This window comes from Rheinheimera sp., assembly GCF_030824435.1.
In the GTDB taxonomy this organism is placed as follows: Bacteria; Pseudomonadota; Gammaproteobacteria; order Enterobacterales; family Alteromonadaceae; genus Pararheinheimera.
In genome coordinates, this window is sequence record NZ_JAVBXS010000037.1 from 34608 (window position 1) to 52217 (window position 17610).

The following is a 17610-nucleotide window of genomic DNA, read 5'->3' on the forward strand; positions in this document are numbered from 1 at the left end:
TGTGATATAGCCATGACAACACCAATTCCCGGCAACAAGACAAGCATCGCAGCAGAGCCTGAAACAAATAGCACCACAGCAGCTTTTTTTTGCATTCATCAGGCAATAAAAAACCGGCCTGAGCCGGTTTTCTGAGATTTATCGTTATAGTGACGGCAGTTTAGCCCCGCAACAGCTGCTGACGCTGGAACTCACGAATACGTTCAACATAATGCCGTACTGTTTGCACTGTAAGCATGCTGCGTTGGCCGTCCAGCACCTGACCACCAAATTCTTCTGCCAGCTTTTTCGCGGCATTGTGCATCAGGTTAAAATTCTGCAAGGCTTCACCAGGCCCTGGTAAGGTCATAAACAGGCTTAAACCACGGGTTTGCAGCTTGTCCATTTCTTCTAAATCAAAAGTGCCCGGGTTAAACATATTGGCCAGGCTAAATAACACTTCACCCGAACCTGCGCTGTCCTGATGGCGGTGAAAAATATTCATCTCACCGTATTTAAAACCTAAAGTCAGCAGGCTTGGCAATAACATAGCGCCGTTAATATCCTGCCCTTCCGGCATCAGCACATATAAAATAAGTACTTCATTGGCAACAGCTTCAGCCTGCGGCGCTTCATCTTCCGCCTGATACTGCTGATGATGTTGCTCGTCGTCAGCACCAGCGCTAAATGACATCGAAGGCTCTTCACGTTCGCTTTGGCTCAGCTCTGTTTCCTGACGGCGGATTTTTTTCACTGGCTCACGCAGTCTGTCGCTGCGGGGCGCTTTAATCACTTCAGGTTTAGGTTGTGGTTTTTCACCAGGCGCCAGTTTACGTTTTTTACCGACGCCAAACTCGTCAAAACCTTCAGCAACTTCATTGTTTTTGCTTTCGTCAAAAAAACGGCTTTTGGCTTCGTGATTGTTTTTGCGGTTACTCCATAAACCATGGATCACCAACGCCGCCATCCCTAACACACCTGCAACAATTAACGCATAACGAAATTCTTCAGCCATCATTTTTACCTTTTTGTTCTGTCAGGCTTGAGCCATTTTCACGGCATCTTCCACATCTACTGCCACTACACGTGATACACCGGGTTCCTGCATGGTCACCCCCATCAACTGTGCAGCCATTTCCATCGCAATTTTATTGTGACTGATATAAATAAATTGCACCGTTTCAGACATCTCCCGGACTAAATTACAAAAACGCCCTACATTAGCGTCGTCCAACGGAGCATCAACCTCGTCCAGCATACAAAAAGGTGCCGGATTGAGTCGGAAAATTGAGAACACCAATGATAAAGCGGTTAAGGCTTTTTCTCCACCTGATAATAAATGAATAGTACTGTTTTTTTTACCAGGTGGGCGCGCCATAATGCTCACACCTGTTTCCAATAAATCTTCATCTGTTAACTCAAGGTAAGCACTACCACCACCAAACACTTTAGGGAACAAAGTTTGTAAACCCGAATTCACCTGTTCAAAGGTGTCTTTAAATTTCTGCCTTGTTTCACGGTCAATTTTGCGAATGGCCGTTTCCAGCGTTTCCAGCGCACTGACTAAATCCTGATGTTGTGCATCCAGATATTGTTTACGTTCATCCTGTTGGGCAAATTCATCAATAGCAGCCAGGTTAATAGGACCCAACCGGTTTAATGCTTCACTGGTTTTGTCCAGCTGTTGTTGCCAGACCGATTCAGTAGCGTCCGCCGGTAAATTTTGTTGTAACTCGCGAAAATTCACTTTCTGCTCTGTTAACAGCTCCAGCATATTGTTAGCGCGCACCCTAAAACCTTCAGCGTCGAGTCTGGCGCTTTCAATTTGTTTTTGTTTTGCGGCCAGCACCTGTTGCAAACCATGTTGGCCCTGCTCCAGCTCACGGAGTTGTTGCTCAAGGCCTGCTTGTTGATTTTGCAGTTGTAATTTTTCTGCGGCGAGCCCATCGCGCTCGAGCAACCAGGCTTGTAATTGCTCCTGATCTTCACCGTCCGGCTCGTCCAGCAAATCAAGTTGCGCCGTTAACAATTGCAGTTTGTCGGCAAGTTGCTGCTGTTGTTGCTGGCTGCGCGCTAAATGAGTGCGGGCCGCTTCCAGTTGCCGCTCCAGACTGACCTGATTTAACGCAAGTTGTTGTTGTTGCTGGTTTAGCTGCTGTTGTTGTGCCCGTCTTTGTTGTAGTTGTTGTTGCGTCTTTTGCAGCTGCGCCTGCTCGTCCTGCTGCGCTTGTTCATGCTCAGCCAGTTCAGCCTGAACTGCCTCCTGCTGCTGTTGCCATAACGCCAGTTCGTCCATATATTGTTGCTGCTGTGTTTCAAGCGACAACAGTTCTTGTGTGATGTCACTCAGCTGTTGTTGCTGCTGCTGTTGTTGTTGCTGCGTCAGTATCACAGCTGTATGCAATTGCTGCTGCTCTGCCTGGAGTTGCCCTGCCCTGCCGTGTGCCGCCACAAGTTCCGTAGCGCACTGTTGCAACTGAGCTGCCAGTTGCTGTTGTGCTGCTGCTGTTGCTGCCCGTTGTGTCTGCAGGTTGTTTAACTCAGCTTTTATATCAGCGGCACGCTCGGCCAAAGCCTGTGGATTGTCCTGTTCATTTTTACCGGCCACCATCCGCCAGTTACTGCCATACCAGTGGCCATTGGCACAAATTACCGACTGATGGCGCTGTAACTGTGGCAACACTTTCAGTGCTGCATTGTCATCAGCTGCCAGCAGAATATCGGCAAAATAAGCAGGCACATAGTCAGCTGCAACTTTGCTTGCCAGGTTCTCCAGCGGCGCAGCTAAAGCTGTGGTCTGGGTTGTAGCCAAAGTTGTCGTCAAAGCTGTGGCCGCCGGGAAAATATAAGGCCCGGATTTTTCTGCCTGATGCGCCGCCACAACTTCACTAAAATTCAGCGCCGACAAAGCAACAGCCACTGCCACTGACCAACCTTCAGCCACCTGTAACTTTGGCAACAAAGGCTGCTGTTGCAGCAGTTGTTGTTGCTGCAATTGCAGTTGTTGTTGGTTTTTTTGTAGTTGTTGCTGTTGTTGGTTTTCTGTTTGTTCTGCCAGTTGCAGCTCAACTTTTTGCTGTTGTAATTCAGCCTGCTGGCTACTTAACTGCTGTATTGTTTCATTTTGCAGTTCAAGCTGTTGTACGTTTTCGGCCAGTTGCGCTTTTAGTGCTGCTACTTTGGCGGTTAAATCTTCATTGGCAAGTGTTTGCTGCTGCGACCTTAACTTTTGCCGGCGCTCTGTAGTTTGTTGTAACAAAGATCTTTTATGCTGGCTTTGTAATTCAAACTGTTTGAGTTGTTGTTGCCACTGAAACTGCTGTTGCTGCGCAAGCAACTGCGCTTGTTGCCGGTTTTGCAGGCTTTGTTCCAGCACCAACAGTTGTGCCGTTGTTTCTTCCAGTTGCTGTAATGAAATCTCAGCTTCAGGCTGTTGCTCCAGCAACTGTTGTTGCAATGCTTCCAGCTGCGCCTGCTCTTCGCCGATCTGATCCAGGCCATGTTGTAAATTTAATGCCAGACTGCGTTTTTCATCTTGCAGACTTTGCCGGCGCTGGCGCTGATGCAACAGCTGCTGTTCAAGCGCGCTGATATTTACACCCAGCTGATAATATTGTTGTTGTTTGGCATCCAGCAGCTGGCGCACTTCATCAAGCTCAGCTTTAAGTTCTGTCAGCTTTAAAAAACCACCACTGCCCTGGGTTTCAAACTGGGCTAAATCCAGCTCAAGCGCGGCCAGTTGTTGTTCTGCCTGCTGCAACTGATTGTTATAAAACAGCCATTTTAAACAAGTAAGTTCGGCTTTATAACGTCGTTCAGTGGCTTTCAGTTCTTTGTAGCGCTCGGCCGTTGCGGCCTGACGACGCAATTTATCGAGGTTTTTACCCAGCTCTTCCCGTACGTCCGACAAACGGTCGAGGTTATCGCGGGTGTGTTTAATGCGGGTTTCGGTTTCGCGGCGTCTTTCTTTATATTTGGAAATACCGGCCGCTTCTTCAATAAAAACTCTGAGCTCTTGCGGGCGCGATTCAATCAGCTTAGAAATCATGCCTTGTTCAATAATGGCATAACTGCGTGGCCCAAGGCCTGTGCCTAAAAAGATGTCGGTAATGTCACGGCGGCGGCATTTAGTGCCGTTGAGGAAATAATGCGACTGGGCGTCACGGGTCACCAAGCGTTTCAGGGAAATTTCACTGCGATCAGCCAGACTGCCCTGCAACTTGCCCTGGGTATTTTCAAACACCAATTCAACTGAAGCTTGCGACACGGGTTTACGCTGGGTTGAGCCGTTAAAAATAACGTCAGTCATGGCGTCGCCACGCAGATTTTTGGCCGAACTTTCGCCCAGCACCCAGCGTACTGCATCTATCACATTGGATTTACCACAGCCGTTTGGCCCCACCACGCAGGTCATGGCCGCTGGAAATGGCACCTGAGTGGGGTCAACAAAAGACTTAAAACCGGCGAGTTTGATCTGTTTAAGACGCATGCTTTCGTTATTATCGGCCTTATTGCACTTACAGAATGTAACAAAATGACTTGGGGGTGTCACGGTAAAACTATTGCCGATCAGGGCTTTGCCTTCTAAGCTAGCGCCAATCTGGCATCAGCGTTGTTGCTTTGGGCAAAATGTGTATAGCGGTGATGTGATAAAAGCATGTGATAAAAGCACTGTGATAACGCCATCGGTTGTAGGGAGTTGATATGCATTATTTTTTTCAGGGTCTTGGTTTATTAAGCACCAAAGGTTTACGTCGTTTTGTGATTATCCCGCTGACTATTAATCTGGTGTTATTTGCAGTGGCGTTTTTTTTCCTGCTGCAACAGGTGCAGGGTTGGGTCGATTACCTGATGGGTTTTGTGCCTGAGTTTTTATCATTTTTATCTTATGTTATTTGGCCTTTGCTGGTGCTGAGCACAGTGCTGACGTTAGCCTTCAGCTTTACCATGATTGCTAATTTTATTGCCGCACCTTTTAATGCGCTGTTAAGTGAAAAAGTAGAACAACATCTGACAGGTCAGGTGTTGCCGGATCAGGGTTTTGCCGCTTTTCTCAAAGACGTACCGCGGATGCTGGCGCGGGAGTGGACTAAGTTTGTTTATTGTTTCCCAAGGGCTTTGGTATTTTTGCTGGCGTTTTTCTTTCTGCCGTTAATTGGTCAGCTGATGTGGTTTTTATTTACCGCCTGGATGATGGCGATTCAATATTGTGATTATGCCTACGACAATCACAAAGTGCCTTTTGACACTATGCGCCAGCAGCTACGCTCTGATTTGAGTGGCAGTTATGGTTTTGGTATGACTGTTGCCGTTGCCAGTATGGTGCCGTTTTTAAATTTACTGGTGATGCCGATTGCCGTTTGTGGTGCCACAGCACTTTGGGTAGACAGGTTTAAAACCAGTCATTATCCGCGTTAACTGTTATTGCGGTTTAAACAACGAGTTACAGCTTTTACTCAGTATAAAAAACGGCGTCTCTGGACGCCGTTTTTATGTTTTCTGTTCTTGCTGATACTTGATAAAACTTATGCTTTATAAACTTATGCTTTATGTAATAGCTGGCTTTTTTGCCGGCGTTTTTTCCAACGTTCCAGCTGTGAAATAGCAGGAGATTTTAAACTTTTGCCATAACCGTCAGATTTCACCACCACAGGGCGCGACACTATCAGGTTATTTGGATAGACCACCAGCTCACCATCTTTGGTGCGCAGCACAGTGCTGAATAAATTCACTTCCACTATGGTGCCTTCCACATAATTACTGCCATCAATCACCCGCACTGTGGCGCCTTGGGCAAAGCTGCTTTGGCCTAACAGAATAAAAAAAGCGGTGATATTACTGAGTAAACTCCAGGCGGCAAATAAAGCAACACCCACTACGGCAATCATTGAAGATGCCAGTACCAGCAGGCCTTTAATGTCGATGCCCCAGACAATGCTTAGCACCACAACCAGCAATAAAAACAATAAGATATGAAACACCACCATAGCGCGGCGGTTCATTTCTTCTTTGAGCATAGTGGCGGCAATAGTACGGTAAATAAAAGGCGCAATACGACGGCTTAATACCGCATAAAACAGCAGCACTATGCTACTGATAATGATCTGCGCTATCGCCGGGCTAAAAGCCAATAATTCTTTATATTCGGCTAACCAGTTCACCTGAAAATTTCCTTTTTAATTCAACAGACTAATCTAAATCGTTCAGCGGCCAGCTAACAATATGATCTTCAAAATCTTCCAGCCTGACGGCGGCTTCTGAAATGGTTTTATTGCGCACCGACATCTGTTTTTTATGCATCAGACTTTTTTTACCGTCATTAAGCAGCGGATGCCAGCCCGGCAAACCCCGGCCTTCCTGCAAACGGCGGTAACTGCAGCTGGTGGGCATAAAAAAGATATCTTTTAAGTTTTCTTTGGTTAACTTGACGCAGTCCGGCACCAGCACAGTGCGGTTGTCGTAACAGGTACATTCACATTTATTGCTGTTGAGATACTGGCAGGCAATATTGGTGAAATATACTGTTTCTTCCGGCATGATGTAGTCGGTTGGCCCTTCCAAGCTTTCGTCTTCTTCATGAATAAATTTGTTCAGACAACATTTGGCACAGCCATCACAAACGGCTTCCCACTCTGCTGTTGTCATTTCTTGCAACGTTTTGGTTTCCCAAAACTTATCTTGTAACGTCATTTGGATTCCTGCGTGGGTTCCTGTGTGCCCAAAGGCAACATATTAAGGCTGGATGCTGACACTGGTCTGAACGTCGAGCAATAGATCCGAACCCGATTGAAGCTTTAATTGTAACTTATCACCAGCGAGCAAAGGACCAACACCGGCCGGCGTGCCGGTCAGCACCACATCACCTGGTTGCAGACTAAACCACTGGCTCATTTCGCTGATCATGCGGTTGATGCCACGGATCATCAAACCGGCATCCCCTTGCTGACGGTTTTCACCGTTCACAGCAAGTGAAAATGTCAGCTGCTGTGGCGCCTTGATATTGGCTGCAGGGACAAAACCCGCCAGCGGACAAGCGCCATCAAATCCTTTGGCAATTTCCCATGGCCGGCCCAGTTGTTTCAGTTGCGCCTGTACATCACGCAAAGTTAAATCAAGCGCCAGACTATAACCCCAGATGGCGTCCATCACTTCATCTTCTGTTACTTTAGAAAGCGGCTTTTGAATGAGCACCGCAATTTCAGTTTCGTTATGCACAGCACCATGCTGGGTTGGAATGGCAAATTCAGGTGCTAAAGGCCGCAAAGCAGTAGCAGGTTTGATAAAAAACAACGCCTCAGGCGCAGTTTTGCTGTGCATTTCCTGAATATGATCCAGATAATTTTGCCCGATGCACACCACTTTTGCTGTTGGCAAATGAATAGGCTTGCCTTGCCAATCCTGATGTTGATACTGATGCTGATAGGTCATGCCAACCTCGTTGTTTGTCGTTTTCACTGTCTGCTTAACCGCGGCTGATTTCATCGGCCAGATAACCCACACTGCTGACAAAATAATAAGAGCGGTTCCAGTGCATCAGCGTCTGATAATTGTGATACGCCAGATATGCCCGGCCTTCTTTATCATCCGGCATCACCAAAGCCGCTTTTAAATTGGCAGCAGGCAAAGCAGAACCGTCAATATTGGTTAAACCCAGCTTGTGCCAATCGCGAAGCGTTCGTTCTGATTTGGCCCACCAACTCAGCCACTGCGCTCTGTCTTTACTGCCTTTTGGGATCACCAGACTAAAATCAAAATTGTCCGGTAGTTTCACCTGCCGGCCCCAGGTTACGCCTTGTTGCCAGCCTTCGGTTTTTAAATAATTGGCAATAGACGCAAAAGCATCGGACCTGTTGGTCCAGATATCTTTATGACCGTCACCGTCACCGTCCTGCGCATATTTCATAAAAGAGCTAGGCATAAACTGGGTGTGACCCATGGCGCCGGCCCAGGAGCCTTTCATATCTTTGAGGCTGATATGGCCTTCGGCCAGAATATCCAAAGCTAAAAAAAACTCATCTTTAAAAAAGGCTTCCCTTCTGCCTTCATAAGCCAGAGTGGCAAGGGCAGATGGCACTGAATAATTACCTGTGATACGGCCAAAGGCACTTTCCAACCCCCACAGCGCCACCACAAAACGCGCCGGCACACCGTACTTTTTTTCCACCTGCTGTAATTCAGTCTGATGGGTCTGGTACATTTTGCGCGCCATATCAATACGCTGTTTATTCACCCTTTTTGGCAGATAGGTATCTAAAGTTTCGACAAATTCCGGTTGGCCTTTATCAGCGACCACCACTTTGGCGTGAAATTTCAAGCTGGCAAACACTTGTTCCACCAGCTTTTTGTCGTAACCACGCGCCAGCGCTTCTTTTTTAAGCGCCTTGCTGTATTTGGCAAAACCTCTGGCGGTTTTGGCTTGCGCCTGGGCTGTTGTTTTTTTCGTTTCAGCTTTATTTTTTGTTACTTTTGGCTGTTTGATCACTGCGGTCTGGCTTTGGCTGCTTGCACCAACAGACGAAGTTGCAGTATCAGAAGCGTTAGAACTGCAAGCTGCGGCAGAAAGGGCCAATGAGGCTATCAACACAAATCGAAACAAAACAAATATCCTTAATCTTTAGCTAACCAGTCTTTATGCTCGGCCAATAAATCTTCTGGTGGTGGCGGTAACTGCAGATAATAACCCTGCTCTTTGAGCATGGTTTTTACTTTTTCCAGTTCTGCACCGGCCAAATGTGTACGCCTGGCCAAATCCAGTACTGTTACCAGTTGCGGTTTACCAAAAGTTTCCAGTAAAGGTTTTGGCACGCTACTGAAGTCGTCACGTTTATGCAGATACAAATAGGTTTGATCTTTACGCGGGCTTTTATAAATCACGGTCAACATGGCACAAAATCTACTCTGGGTAACTTGCCTAACACAGGCGCAGACTATACCATGAAGCGCTTATCTTGCGAACCGTTGCAGTTGCCTGCTTAACTTTGCTCAAAGGTTGGTTTTTGCGCTGCTAACGTCAGGAATAAGTATAAAAATAAACCTAATCATTCATTTGCACTCGCGGTTGTTATGTCGGATCACTCATTTGAGTTAAAAGGAAATTTGTTTCCTTTATCAGTTTTATATTGTCAGGATTTCAGCGTTGCGGCGCTGCGTAGCCAACTCCAGCAAAAACTGGCGCAGGCACCGGGCTTTTTTCTGCAGGCACCAGTGGTGATCAATGTAGAAAACGCCAAACAAACCCCTGATTTTATTGCCATTAAACAGCTGTTTGTTGAACTGCAACTGGTGTTGGTTGGTGTTTGTGGTGCCAGCAGCGAGCTGAAAAAAGCCGCCCATCAGGCCGGTCTTGCCGCCTTGCAGCTGAGTAAAAACAGCAAAGCAGAGCCTGCCAAAACAGTGGCAGCCACGCCAACACCTGCGCCCGCCCCAGCACCTGTGGTGCCGGTGGAAAACAAACTGATTGAGCAAAATATCCGCTCAGGCCAGCAAATTTATGTCAAGGGCGCTGATTTAATTATCAAAGGCACAGTGGGTGCCGGTGCTGAAGTGATTGCCGATGGCAACATCCATATTTACGGTTCTTTGCGCGGTAAAGCTATTGCAGGCGCCAGCGGGGACAGCAGTAAAAAGATCTATTGTTACAATATGCAAGCCGAGTTAATCTCGATTGCCGGTAACTATTGGTTAAGTGAAAGCCTGCAAGGCGAATTTTGGGGCAAGTCGGCTTGTATCAGCTTGCAGGACGGTCAATTAGTATTAGCAGAATTATTCTAAGGATTGTGTGCTATGGCAAAAATCATAGTTGTGACTTCAGGGAAAGGTGGCGTTGGTAAGACCACCTCCAGTGCCGCTATTGGTACTGGCCTGGCATTAAAAGGCCACAAAACTGTTATCGTCGATTTTGACATCGGCCTGCGTAACCTTGATCTCATCATGGGATGTGAGCGCCGTGTGGTCTATGACTTTGTCAACGTGATCAACAACGAAGCAAATTTAAAACAAGCACTGATCCGTGATAAACGTCTGGACAATCTGTATATTCTGCCGGCTTCACAAACCCGCGACAAAGACGCTTTAAATAAAGAAGGCGTGGAGCGTGTACTGAACGAGTTGTCGGAAGAGTTTGATTTTATTCTGTGTGACTCACCGGCAGGTATTGAATCCGGCGCCATGATGGCATTGTATTTTGCTGACGAAGCTGTGGTAGTGACCAACCCGGAAGTGTCCTCAGTACGTGACTCAGATCGTATTTTGGGTATGTTATCCAGCAAATCCCGTCGCGCTGAACAAGGGCTGCCGGGCATTAAAGAACACTTATTGTTGACCCGTTATAACCCTGAGCGGGTGGTTAAAGGCGAAATGCTCAGTGTGGAAGACGTTAACGAAATTCTGGCCATTAAACTTTTAGGCGTGATCCCAGAGTCTCAGGCCGTACTGAATGCGTCAAACTCTGGCCAGCCGGTTATTCTGGACACTGAAAGCGACGCAGGTCAGGCTTATTTAGACACTGTAGCCCGTTTGCTGGGTGAAGATGTGCCCTTCCGCTTTTTAAATGTGGAGAAAAAAGGCTTATTCCAACGGATTTTCGGAGGCTAACTGATGTCGTTACTCGACTATTTCCGCTCCGCGAAGAAAAACACCGCATCGACTGCCAAGGAGCGGTTGCAGATCATCGTTGCGCACGAAAGACGCCGTCGCACCAGCCCGGATTATTTACCGCAGCTGGAACGCGACATTCTGGAAGTTATCCGTAAATATGTGGATATTGCCGATGATCAGGTGTCTGTGACTTTGGAAAAAAGTTCGGATGAACTTTCTGTGCTGGAATTAAACGTCACTTTCCCGGAAGAAAAACGTTAAACCGGTATCAACCATAAAAAAGGCCGCTTAGCGGCCTTTTTTGTTTTTTAAATAAAGCTGTTAGTTAAAATCATCCAGCAGAATCAGCCCAAGCGGTGCTGTGCGTTCGGTACCGTCTCGTGCTACTGCGGTATAAATTTTATTACCAGCCAGCGTTAAAGGCACAGGACCAATAGCAGCCGTTTTGCTGCCGGCAGGTGTAACAGTCACCACATAACTACCAGGTAATAACGACACATAACCTGTTTCAGCTTTAAAAGGCACATTAGCAAAAGCCGGTGTTGCTGCGCTGATATCAGCAGTGGCTGTGACATAAATATCCACATTGCCCGCCAGAGTTGAGGCATGCACCAGTCTGACCTGCGCTTCGGTGGCAATACGTCTTGGTGTGTCTGCCAGCACCAGTGGTGTGATAGTGCCCTGCCCCAGCGATCCTGTTGCCAATACTGTGGCATAACTGCCGGCAGCCAGGTTCAGGTCGGCATTAATGACCACCACTGAATTGTCGGCAGCAGCTGCGACTTTGACGTTATAAGCGCCCGGTGTCAGATTGGCGTAGCCGGTAAAATTTGGGAAAGACAAGTCTGGAATGGCTTTGTTGTTGTTTAGCAATACATCAACAGCAGGTGCATCAGACACCGCATGCACCACTCTGACATCAGCAGTACTTGCCGCATCTTTAATATCAGCAAAGGTACCGTTGGCATTCACCGATAACAAAGAGACTGGTGAAGGCCCGGCAAATCTGTTGTTAATAGCCGCAACAGTTAAATCTGAGCCAGCGGCCAAAGCCAGAGTGCCTGAATCAAATACCACAGTTTCGGGTTTGCCTGGCTGCGTGACACGCACCTGATAACTCCCTGCAGTTAAAGTTAAAGGTGCGGTAAATTGACGGAAACTCAAAGTGGCAGCCACAGTGCCTGAACTTAAAGCCGCACCTGGCGCTGTCACGTGAATATCAACCATAGGCGCAGCAGCTGCAGCATGCACCACCTGCACTCTGATATTGCCCGAAGCAACAGCGGCAACAGGTGATGCAACCACTAAAGGCTCAACACTGGACGTTGCGGCTGTACCCACAGCAAAAACGGTGTAACTATTGGCCGATGATAAAGCTACGCCTTGCGCATTAATTACTCTTGCCTTACCGTTTTGCGGCAACAAAGCGTCTACCGCCAGATTATAGTTGCCTTCCGGCAACATCACCTGATTGGTGCTTTGACCATAACTAAGCCTTGCAACCTGCAGCAGGGCGCCGCCGTCAATACTGACAGCTGGTGCATCACTGACCGCATGGACCACTTTAATACTGCTTTGTTTCACTTCGATGGGTGGTGCCACATCGTCGTTGTTATCGCTGTTGCAGGCACTCAGTGTGGTGAGGGTAAAAACAGCAACAACCAGTTTTTTCATCCATTGCATTTTTGTTCTCCGCTGTTAAATGTCCGGACTTGTTACGCCTGGCATAAAACGCGGGATCAACAGCAACAGTTGGTAAAAATCGGAAAAAAACTTCGAAAAAAAACACTGATCCTGAGGGAAAAAGCCGCGGTATACGCGGCTTGATAAATTTGGATCAACACTGAAGATGCTGTTGGCTTATTGCGCCTGAATCAAGGCCTGCACATGGGCTGGTTGAGGTAAATAAGGCAACAACAGGCTACGACGCCAGCCCCGCAAAAACTCCGGCACAGGCAACAAGGAACGTTCTTCGTCTGTTACCCGCCAGCACCAGTTCAGATATTCATTGAGCTGACGTCTGACACTTAAAAAACCAGCCGGAATATCGGCGGCTTTCGCTGCTTGTTGTATTGCCTCTGTTAAATCCTGTGTCAGCTGTTTAAAACCCGGAAAAGTCGCCAGATGATAAAAAGTCTGTGGGCACTGTTGTGGTGTTAAATTTTTGCTTTCGTTGAGCAAGGTTAAAATCTGCTGCCCATAACGTCTGAGCTCACGCGGGTGCAAATCCGGCAGCTGTGCCAGACTTTCCAGTGTGGCAGGTCTGCGTCTGGCCAGCTCATATAACAACGCATCTTTCAGCACCAGGCCAAGCGCTATATCTTTTTGCTCAGCATAACTTTGCCGCCAGCTGCATAGGGTTTTAAGCACGGCCAATTCGCGTGGCTGGCATTGCCAGCTGTTTTTCAGCTCCAGATATTTAAACTGCAAAGGTAACTGGAACAAACGTCTGGCGATCATCTGTTCACCTTCGGCCAGCAACAGATCAAACAATTCTGGTCTTGGTAACTTATTGACTAATAAATCTTTGAGTGGCCACAAATACAGTACATCATTGGCGGCATAGTCCAGCTGGGTGGTGGCTAAAGGCCGCGCCAGCCAGTCGGTACGGGATTCACTTTTATCCAGCACGCGGCCTGTCAGCTGTTCCACCATTTTGCCATAACCTAAACTCGCGCCCATACCAGCCAGCTCTGCTGCCAGCTGAGTGTCCAATAATGGCCGGATCTCCAGCAGACCAATAGAGGCAAAAGCTTCTAAATCTTCATTGCAGGAATGCAGCATTTTCAGCACTGCAGGCGCACGTAGCAGCGCATCCAGTGGCTGCCAGTCAGTGATACAAAGTGGGTCAACCAGCACCACCTCCTGACCTGCATACAGCTGAATAAGGCCAAGTTTGGGTAACAGGGTATTGGTGCGGACAAACTCTGTATCCACCGCCAGACAATCAGACAACAGCGCCTTTGCACAAAATTCAGCCAGTTGCTGATTTTCAGTGATCATGCGGTACGACATGCAAAACTCCAGACAAAAATCGGACGAAAAAAAACCGGCACAACGCCGGCTTTTTGTTTGCAGTTCAATGGCGTGTTATTGGCCTTTGAGCTCACGGCGTAAAATTTTGCCCACATTAGTTTTGGGCAGTTCTGTGCGAAATTCTACCAGCTTCGGTACTTTATAGCCCGTTAAACGCTCTTTACAGTGCGCAATCAGCTCCTGATCGGTTAAAGACTGGTCTTTTTTCACCACAAAAATCTTCACCGCTTCACCCGTTGCTTCGTTGGGAATACCCACAGCAGCAACTTCCAGCACTTTTTCATTCATCGCGACCACTTCTTCAATCTCGTTTGGATACACATTAAAACCCGAGACTAAAATCATGTCTTTTTTGCGATCAACAATATAAAAGAAACCCTGCTCGTCCATCCGGGCAATATCGCCTGTGTATAACCAGCCGTCTTTTAGAACTTTGTCGGTTTCTTCCTGCCGGTTTAAATAACCCAGCATCACTTGCGGGCCCTGCACCAGCATTTCACCGGCTTCACCTGGCGCAACTTCATTGCCGTTGTCATCAATCAGTTTGATTAAGGTAGAAGGCGCAGGTAAACCAATGCTGCCGTTAAAACCATCTAAATCAAAGGGGCTGACTGTGACCAGAGGCGCACATTCGGTTAAACCATAACCTTCAACCAAACGGCTATGGGTCACTTTTTGCCAGCGCTCTGCCACAGGTTTTTGCACCGCCATACCACCGCCTAACGACAGTTTCAGCTTGCTAAAATCAAGATCGGCAAAACCAGGGCAGTTTAATAAACCGTTAAACAGCGTATTCACGCCGGTAATAGCGGTGAAAGGGTATTTGCTCAGCTCTTTGACAAAACCAGGCATATCACGTGGATTGGTAATTAACAGGTTGGTGCCACCATATTTCATAAAAGTCAGGCAGTTGGCTGTTAACGCAAAAATATGGTACAGCGGCAAAGCTGTCACAATAAACTCTTTACCCGGCGATAAAATAGGCCCGATACAACCTGCTACCTGCTCCAGATTCGCCACCATATTGCGGTGGGTCAGCATGGCACCTTTGGATACACCAGTGGTTCCACCTGTGTATTGTAAAAAGGCTAAATCAGCGCCTGTCACCACTGGTTTCCGGTAAGCCAAAGTGGCACCAACTTTCAGTGCCGTGTTAAAAGTTTTCACTTTTGGCAGCTGATAAGCAGGAATCATCTTTTTGACGTGTTTCACCACAAAATTAACGATGTTGCCTTTGAGTAAACCTAACATGTCACCCATTTTGGTCAGGATCACATGTTCAACTTTTACTTCTGACAAGACATCAGCCAGGGTATGGGCGAAGTTTTCCACTATCACTATAGCTTTGGCTTTGGAGTCATTCAGCTGATGCTGTAGCTCACGTGGGGTATAAAGCGGGTTGACATTCACCACAGTACAACCAGCACGCAACACTCCCAATAAAGCAACCGGGTATTGCAGCAGATTTGGCATCATAATGGCAACAGCGTCACCTTTTTTCAGGCCTAGCTCTTGTTGCAGGTAAGCAGCAAAGTGGGTACTTAAAGTGTCCAGTTCAGCATAAGTAATTGACTTACCCATATTAATGTAGGCAATACGTTCGCTGTAGCTGGCAATAGATTGTTCGAAGATGTCTAACAATGAACTGTAGTGATCGGCATCAATTTCGGCCGGCACTCCGGTGGGGTAACGCTTTAACCAGACTTTATCCACCATCCTCTCCTCGTCGTCAGTTCTAATTATTTTTATAGGTAGCTTCGCTGTGTTATGCAACTTAATCGCATAAGTTTGTAGAACAACAACGAACTCTGAGTTTTTACTCTAATCCTCAATCATCCCACAATTGTTGCTATTGCACAATTAGCCTGCAGCATTCTGTACTGAACCCTTGCAACAAACAACACTTAATAAGTTGATTTAAAAGAAATTAATGCACACTTATTGCGTCAGAAAACTGCGGATTTGCGCCGCAACCTCCATAGAATGTGTCATATGCAGGTGATGGCCACCACTGAGTTCCTGATATTGCAAATGTGGATAAACAGGCAAAAATGCCGGTTTAGCCTGAGCCATCATGGCAATGCCCTCTGTCGCCATAATGGCCAGAGTAGGCGGCTGAATATCGGCAATCAACTGACGGGCTTGCGCCTGAGAAAAACGATAAGCCGACACTTCGCGTAACCGCAGATCGGCCGACCAGGTAAAAAAACCTGCTTTATCATCATTGCCCGGCAACTGAACTGTGCCCCGCTCTGAGAGTAACAACGCCTCTGTGATTGAAAAATCACTTTGTTGTTGGCGCGCCTTTGCCGCAGCTTGCAGGCTTGGGTAATAAGGTTTACGTTTATCCAGCCGCTTTTGTCTTGATAACATCGCCTGACGCAGCTGTTGTGTGGTGTTGCCTTCAGGTGCTGTCACCAGCCCTAAACTATCGATTAACACCAGACTTTTGACATACTCCGGAAATGCAGCCGCAAAAGCGCCTGCAATCATACCGCCCATTGAATGGCCTATCAGATGCAAAGGCTGAGCACCAAGTACAGTGACAAGCTGCAACACATCATCCACCCAATCCAGAAAATGATAATGGGCATCCGGGCTGCGGTGTTGTGACCGGCCGTGGCCTGGTAAGTCAATTGCCAGCAGCTGCATATCTGGCAGAGCACGCGCCAGCGGCAAAAAACTGTTGGCGTTATCAAGCCAGCCATGTAAACAAAGGCAAATAGGTGCTTTGGTGTCACCAGAACGCCAGCCCTGAAGTTCGAGCTGGCGTAACTGAAAACTCAGCTGCTGTAGCGGCACGCTCTGCATTGGCGTTATTGCAGAGGTTTGGTAAATTTCAGCGTCATGCGATCACTTTCGCCTATCGCCAGATATTTATTTTTATCCAAAGCGCCCATCGCCAAAGTGGGAGGTAAGGCATAGACCCCTTTGGGATAATCTTTAGTGTCTTTTGTATTGGCGTTAATTTCAGAGCGATCAGCCAGCACAAAACCAGCTTGTTGTGCGACCGCAATCACATAATATTCATCCAGATAACCTTCACCGGCCCGACTGGAAATTTCCGATAAACGGCTGCTTCTGTGTTCAACAATACCCAAAGTGCCACCAGGTTTCAGTACATCAAACAAAGCACGGTATACATCCAGTAAATAACCTTCTTCATTCCAGATATGGGAGTTTCTGAAACTCAGCACCATGTCGTATTGATTCACCTGGCCCGGCTGCATCATTCCCGGCGGGTCAAATTCGGCACTTTTCACAGCACCAAAATGTTGTGGATTTTTTTGAATATCCTGTTCCAGTTTTTTTGCCAGTCTGGCCCAGAAAATTTTTCGTTCATCGTCCAGCGAACCGTCGTTCTGACGGAAATTGGCGATGGTTAACTGCCCTTTATCTTTCAGGTAAGGTGCCAGAATTTCGGTATACCAGCCGCGGGCAGGCCAGACTTCCAGCACAGACATGTCTGGTCTGATACCAAAAAACGTCAGGGTCTCCACCGGATGCCGGTACTGATCCCGGTGTTTATTGTCGGCAGAACGATAAGGTGCATCAACCACCTGTTGTAATGCTGACACCTGAACTGTGTCAGTATTTGCCGCCGAAACAGCAAATACAGCACAACAGGCCGCCAGGCTTAAATACTTAACGCTGCTGTGAACCTTGGTGCGAATTATCGACATGACCTGACCCTTGTGCTGGTTTTTCACCTGTTGGAATTGTTGTTCTGATCCGGATTGCCGGGCCATGGCCCCAATACGGATAAGGTGTGCGCCACATTGGCCAGGTGTCAATCACATCCACTCTGGTTTCCTGCTGCTTGGGCCATAAATACACTTTGGCCTCTTGAATCACCGGATAAATATACTGATATTGATCAACCATACCGGCTTCGGGCTGACTCAAAGCACCCAGCACTGTGACAGCTTTGCCTTGCTGGTACACCATAGGGTCAACAAAACCCTGCACATAAGCAACAAAACGACCGTCGGTTTTATC

The 17610-nt window shown here is 47.4% G+C and carries 17 protein-coding genes; 4 read left to right on the top strand and 13 right to left on the bottom strand.

Annotation, left to right across the window (positions count from 1 at the left end):
- Positions 1–160: 160 nt before the first annotated feature.
- Positions 161–994: a cell division protein ZipA gene (gene zipA, locus RCH83_RS09410; RefSeq protein ID WP_306521321.1), complete on the bottom strand. Its 834-nt coding sequence runs from the start codon at positions 992–994 to the stop codon at positions 161–163.
- Positions 995–1015: 21 nt separating this feature from the next.
- Positions 1016–4468 carry a chromosome segregation protein SMC gene (gene smc / locus RCH83_RS09415; RefSeq protein WP_306521323.1) on the bottom strand — a complete coding sequence of 1151 codons (3453 nt, stop codon included), beginning with the start codon at positions 4466–4468 and terminating at the stop codon, positions 1016–1018.
- A 215-nt stretch (positions 4469–4683) separates the two neighbouring features.
- Here smc and cysZ point away from each other — a divergent pair, with 215 nt between their 5' ends.
- Positions 4684–5397 (top strand): sulfate transporter CysZ, encoded by a 714-nt coding sequence (cysZ, locus tag RCH83_RS09420; protein WP_306521325.1) that lies wholly within the window; start codon positions 4684–4686, stop codon positions 5395–5397.
- Between the two features lie 122 nt (positions 5398–5519).
- On the opposite strand, the gene RCH83_RS09425 is transcribed toward cysZ, so the two are convergent.
- From RCH83_RS09425 to RCH83_RS09445, 5 genes are read right to left on the bottom strand one after another with little or no spacing between them, the layout of a single operon-like run.
- Positions 5520–6140, bottom strand: a complete 621-nt coding sequence (locus RCH83_RS09425; RefSeq protein ID WP_306521327.1) for a mechanosensitive ion channel domain-containing protein — start codon at positions 6138–6140, stop codon at positions 5520–5522.
- Between the two features lie 28 nt (positions 6141–6168).
- Positions 6169–6669 (bottom strand): YcgN family cysteine cluster protein, encoded by a 501-nt coding sequence (locus RCH83_RS09430; RefSeq protein WP_306521329.1) that lies wholly within the window; start codon positions 6667–6669, stop codon positions 6169–6171.
- Between the two features lie 42 nt (positions 6670–6711).
- Positions 6712–7434, bottom strand: coding sequence for a fumarylacetoacetate hydrolase family protein (locus RCH83_RS09435; RefSeq protein ID WP_306521331.1), 723 nt, complete (start codon positions 7432–7434; stop codon positions 6712–6714).
- Between the two features lie 7 nt (positions 7435–7441).
- Complete coding sequence (locus RCH83_RS09440) at positions 7442–8575, bottom strand: lytic transglycosylase domain-containing protein (protein WP_306521333.1); 1134 nt, start codon at positions 8573–8575, stop codon at positions 7442–7444.
- Positions 8576–8586: 11 nt separating this feature from the next.
- A complete protein-coding gene (locus RCH83_RS09445) occupies positions 8587–8862 on the bottom strand; it encodes a YcgL domain-containing protein (RefSeq protein WP_306521335.1) in 276 nt (91 codons plus the stop codon).
- Positions 8863–9042: 180 nt separating this feature from the next.
- Here RCH83_RS09445 and minC point away from each other — a divergent pair, with 180 nt between their 5' ends.
- The 3 genes from minC to minE are packed head-to-tail and all read left to right on the top strand — an operon-like array spanning position 9043 to position 10836.
- Positions 9043–9750: a septum site-determining protein MinC gene (gene minC / locus RCH83_RS09450; RefSeq protein WP_306521337.1), complete on the top strand. Its 708-nt coding sequence runs from the start codon at positions 9043–9045 to the stop codon at positions 9748–9750.
- A gap of 12 nt (positions 9751–9762) precedes the next feature.
- Positions 9763–10572 carry a septum site-determining protein MinD gene (gene minD, locus RCH83_RS09455; RefSeq protein ID WP_306521339.1) on the top strand — a complete coding sequence of 270 codons (810 nt, stop codon included), beginning with the start codon at positions 9763–9765 and terminating at the stop codon, positions 10570–10572.
- A 3-nt stretch (positions 10573–10575) separates the two neighbouring features.
- Positions 10576–10836: a cell division topological specificity factor MinE gene (minE, locus tag RCH83_RS09460; protein ID WP_306521341.1), complete on the top strand. Its 261-nt coding sequence runs from the start codon at positions 10576–10578 to the stop codon at positions 10834–10836.
- A 60-nt stretch (positions 10837–10896) separates the two neighbouring features.
- Here minE and RCH83_RS09465 read toward each other — a convergent pair whose 3' ends face one another.
- The 6 genes from RCH83_RS09465 to RCH83_RS09490 all read right to left on the bottom strand — a co-directional run.
- Positions 10897–12258, bottom strand: coding sequence for a DUF4397 domain-containing protein (locus tag RCH83_RS09465; protein WP_306521343.1), 1362 nt, complete (start codon positions 12256–12258; stop codon positions 10897–10899).
- Positions 12259–12435: 177 nt separating this feature from the next.
- Positions 12436–13590: a ribonuclease D gene (gene rnd, locus RCH83_RS09470; RefSeq protein WP_306521345.1), complete on the bottom strand. Its 1155-nt coding sequence runs from the start codon at positions 13588–13590 to the stop codon at positions 12436–12438.
- Positions 13591–13665: 75 nt separating this feature from the next.
- Positions 13666–15324: a long-chain-fatty-acid--CoA ligase FadD gene (gene fadD, locus RCH83_RS09475; protein ID WP_373689762.1), complete on the bottom strand. Its 1659-nt coding sequence runs from the start codon at positions 15322–15324 to the stop codon at positions 13666–13668.
- Positions 15325–15549: 225 nt separating this feature from the next.
- Entirely contained in the window at positions 15550–16422 is an 873-nt protein-coding gene (locus RCH83_RS09480; RefSeq protein WP_306521349.1) for an alpha/beta fold hydrolase, read from the bottom strand.
- A 5-nt stretch (positions 16423–16427) separates the two neighbouring features.
- Positions 16428–17294: a class I SAM-dependent methyltransferase gene (locus RCH83_RS09485; RefSeq protein WP_306521351.1), complete on the bottom strand. Its 867-nt coding sequence runs from the start codon at positions 17292–17294 to the stop codon at positions 16428–16430.
- On the bottom strand, positions 17257–17610 hold a 354-nt coding region (locus RCH83_RS09490), incomplete at its 5' end, for a Slp family lipoprotein (protein ID WP_306521353.1). The genes RCH83_RS09490 and RCH83_RS09485, both read right to left, overlap by 38 nt.

Bases quoted from the DNA above. Each gene is read 5' to 3' on its own strand.
- RCH83_RS09430 (WP_306521329.1), bottom strand. From the start codon at position 6,669: ATGACGTTACAAGATAAGTTTTGGGAAACCAAAACGTTGCAAGAAATG.
- RCH83_RS09480 (WP_306521349.1), bottom strand. From the start codon at position 16,422: ATGCAGAGCGTGCCGCTACAGCAGCTGAGTTTTCAGTTACGCCAGCTC.
- minC (WP_306521337.1), top strand. From the start codon at position 9,043: ATGTCGGATCACTCATTTGAGTTAAAAGGAAATTTGTTTCCTTTATCA.
- RCH83_RS09485 (WP_306521351.1), bottom strand. From the start codon at position 17,294: ATGTCGATAATTCGCACCAAGGTTCACAGCAGCGTTAAGTATTTAAGC.
- RCH83_RS09445 (WP_306521335.1), bottom strand. From the start codon at position 8,862: ATGTTGACCGTGATTTATAAAAGCCCGCGTAAAGATCAAACCTATTTG.
- RCH83_RS09465 (WP_306521343.1), bottom strand. From the start codon at position 12,258: ATGCAATGGATGAAAAAACTGGTTGTTGCTGTTTTTACCCTCACCACA.
- cysZ (WP_306521325.1), top strand. From the start codon at position 4,684: ATGCATTATTTTTTTCAGGGTCTTGGTTTATTAAGCACCAAAGGTTTA.
- rnd (WP_306521345.1), bottom strand. From the start codon at position 13,590: ATGTCGTACCGCATGATCACTGAAAATCAGCAACTGGCTGAATTTTGT.
- zipA (WP_306521321.1), bottom strand. From the start codon at position 994: ATGGCTGAAGAATTTCGTTATGCGTTAATTGTTGCAGGTGTGTTAGGG.
- minE (WP_306521341.1), top strand. From the start codon at position 10,576: ATGTCGTTACTCGACTATTTCCGCTCCGCGAAGAAAAACACCGCATCG.
- smc (WP_306521323.1), bottom strand. From the start codon at position 4,468: ATGCGTCTTAAACAGATCAAACTCGCCGGTTTTAAGTCTTTTGTTGAC.
- minD (WP_306521339.1), top strand. From the start codon at position 9,763: ATGGCAAAAATCATAGTTGTGACTTCAGGGAAAGGTGGCGTTGGTAAG.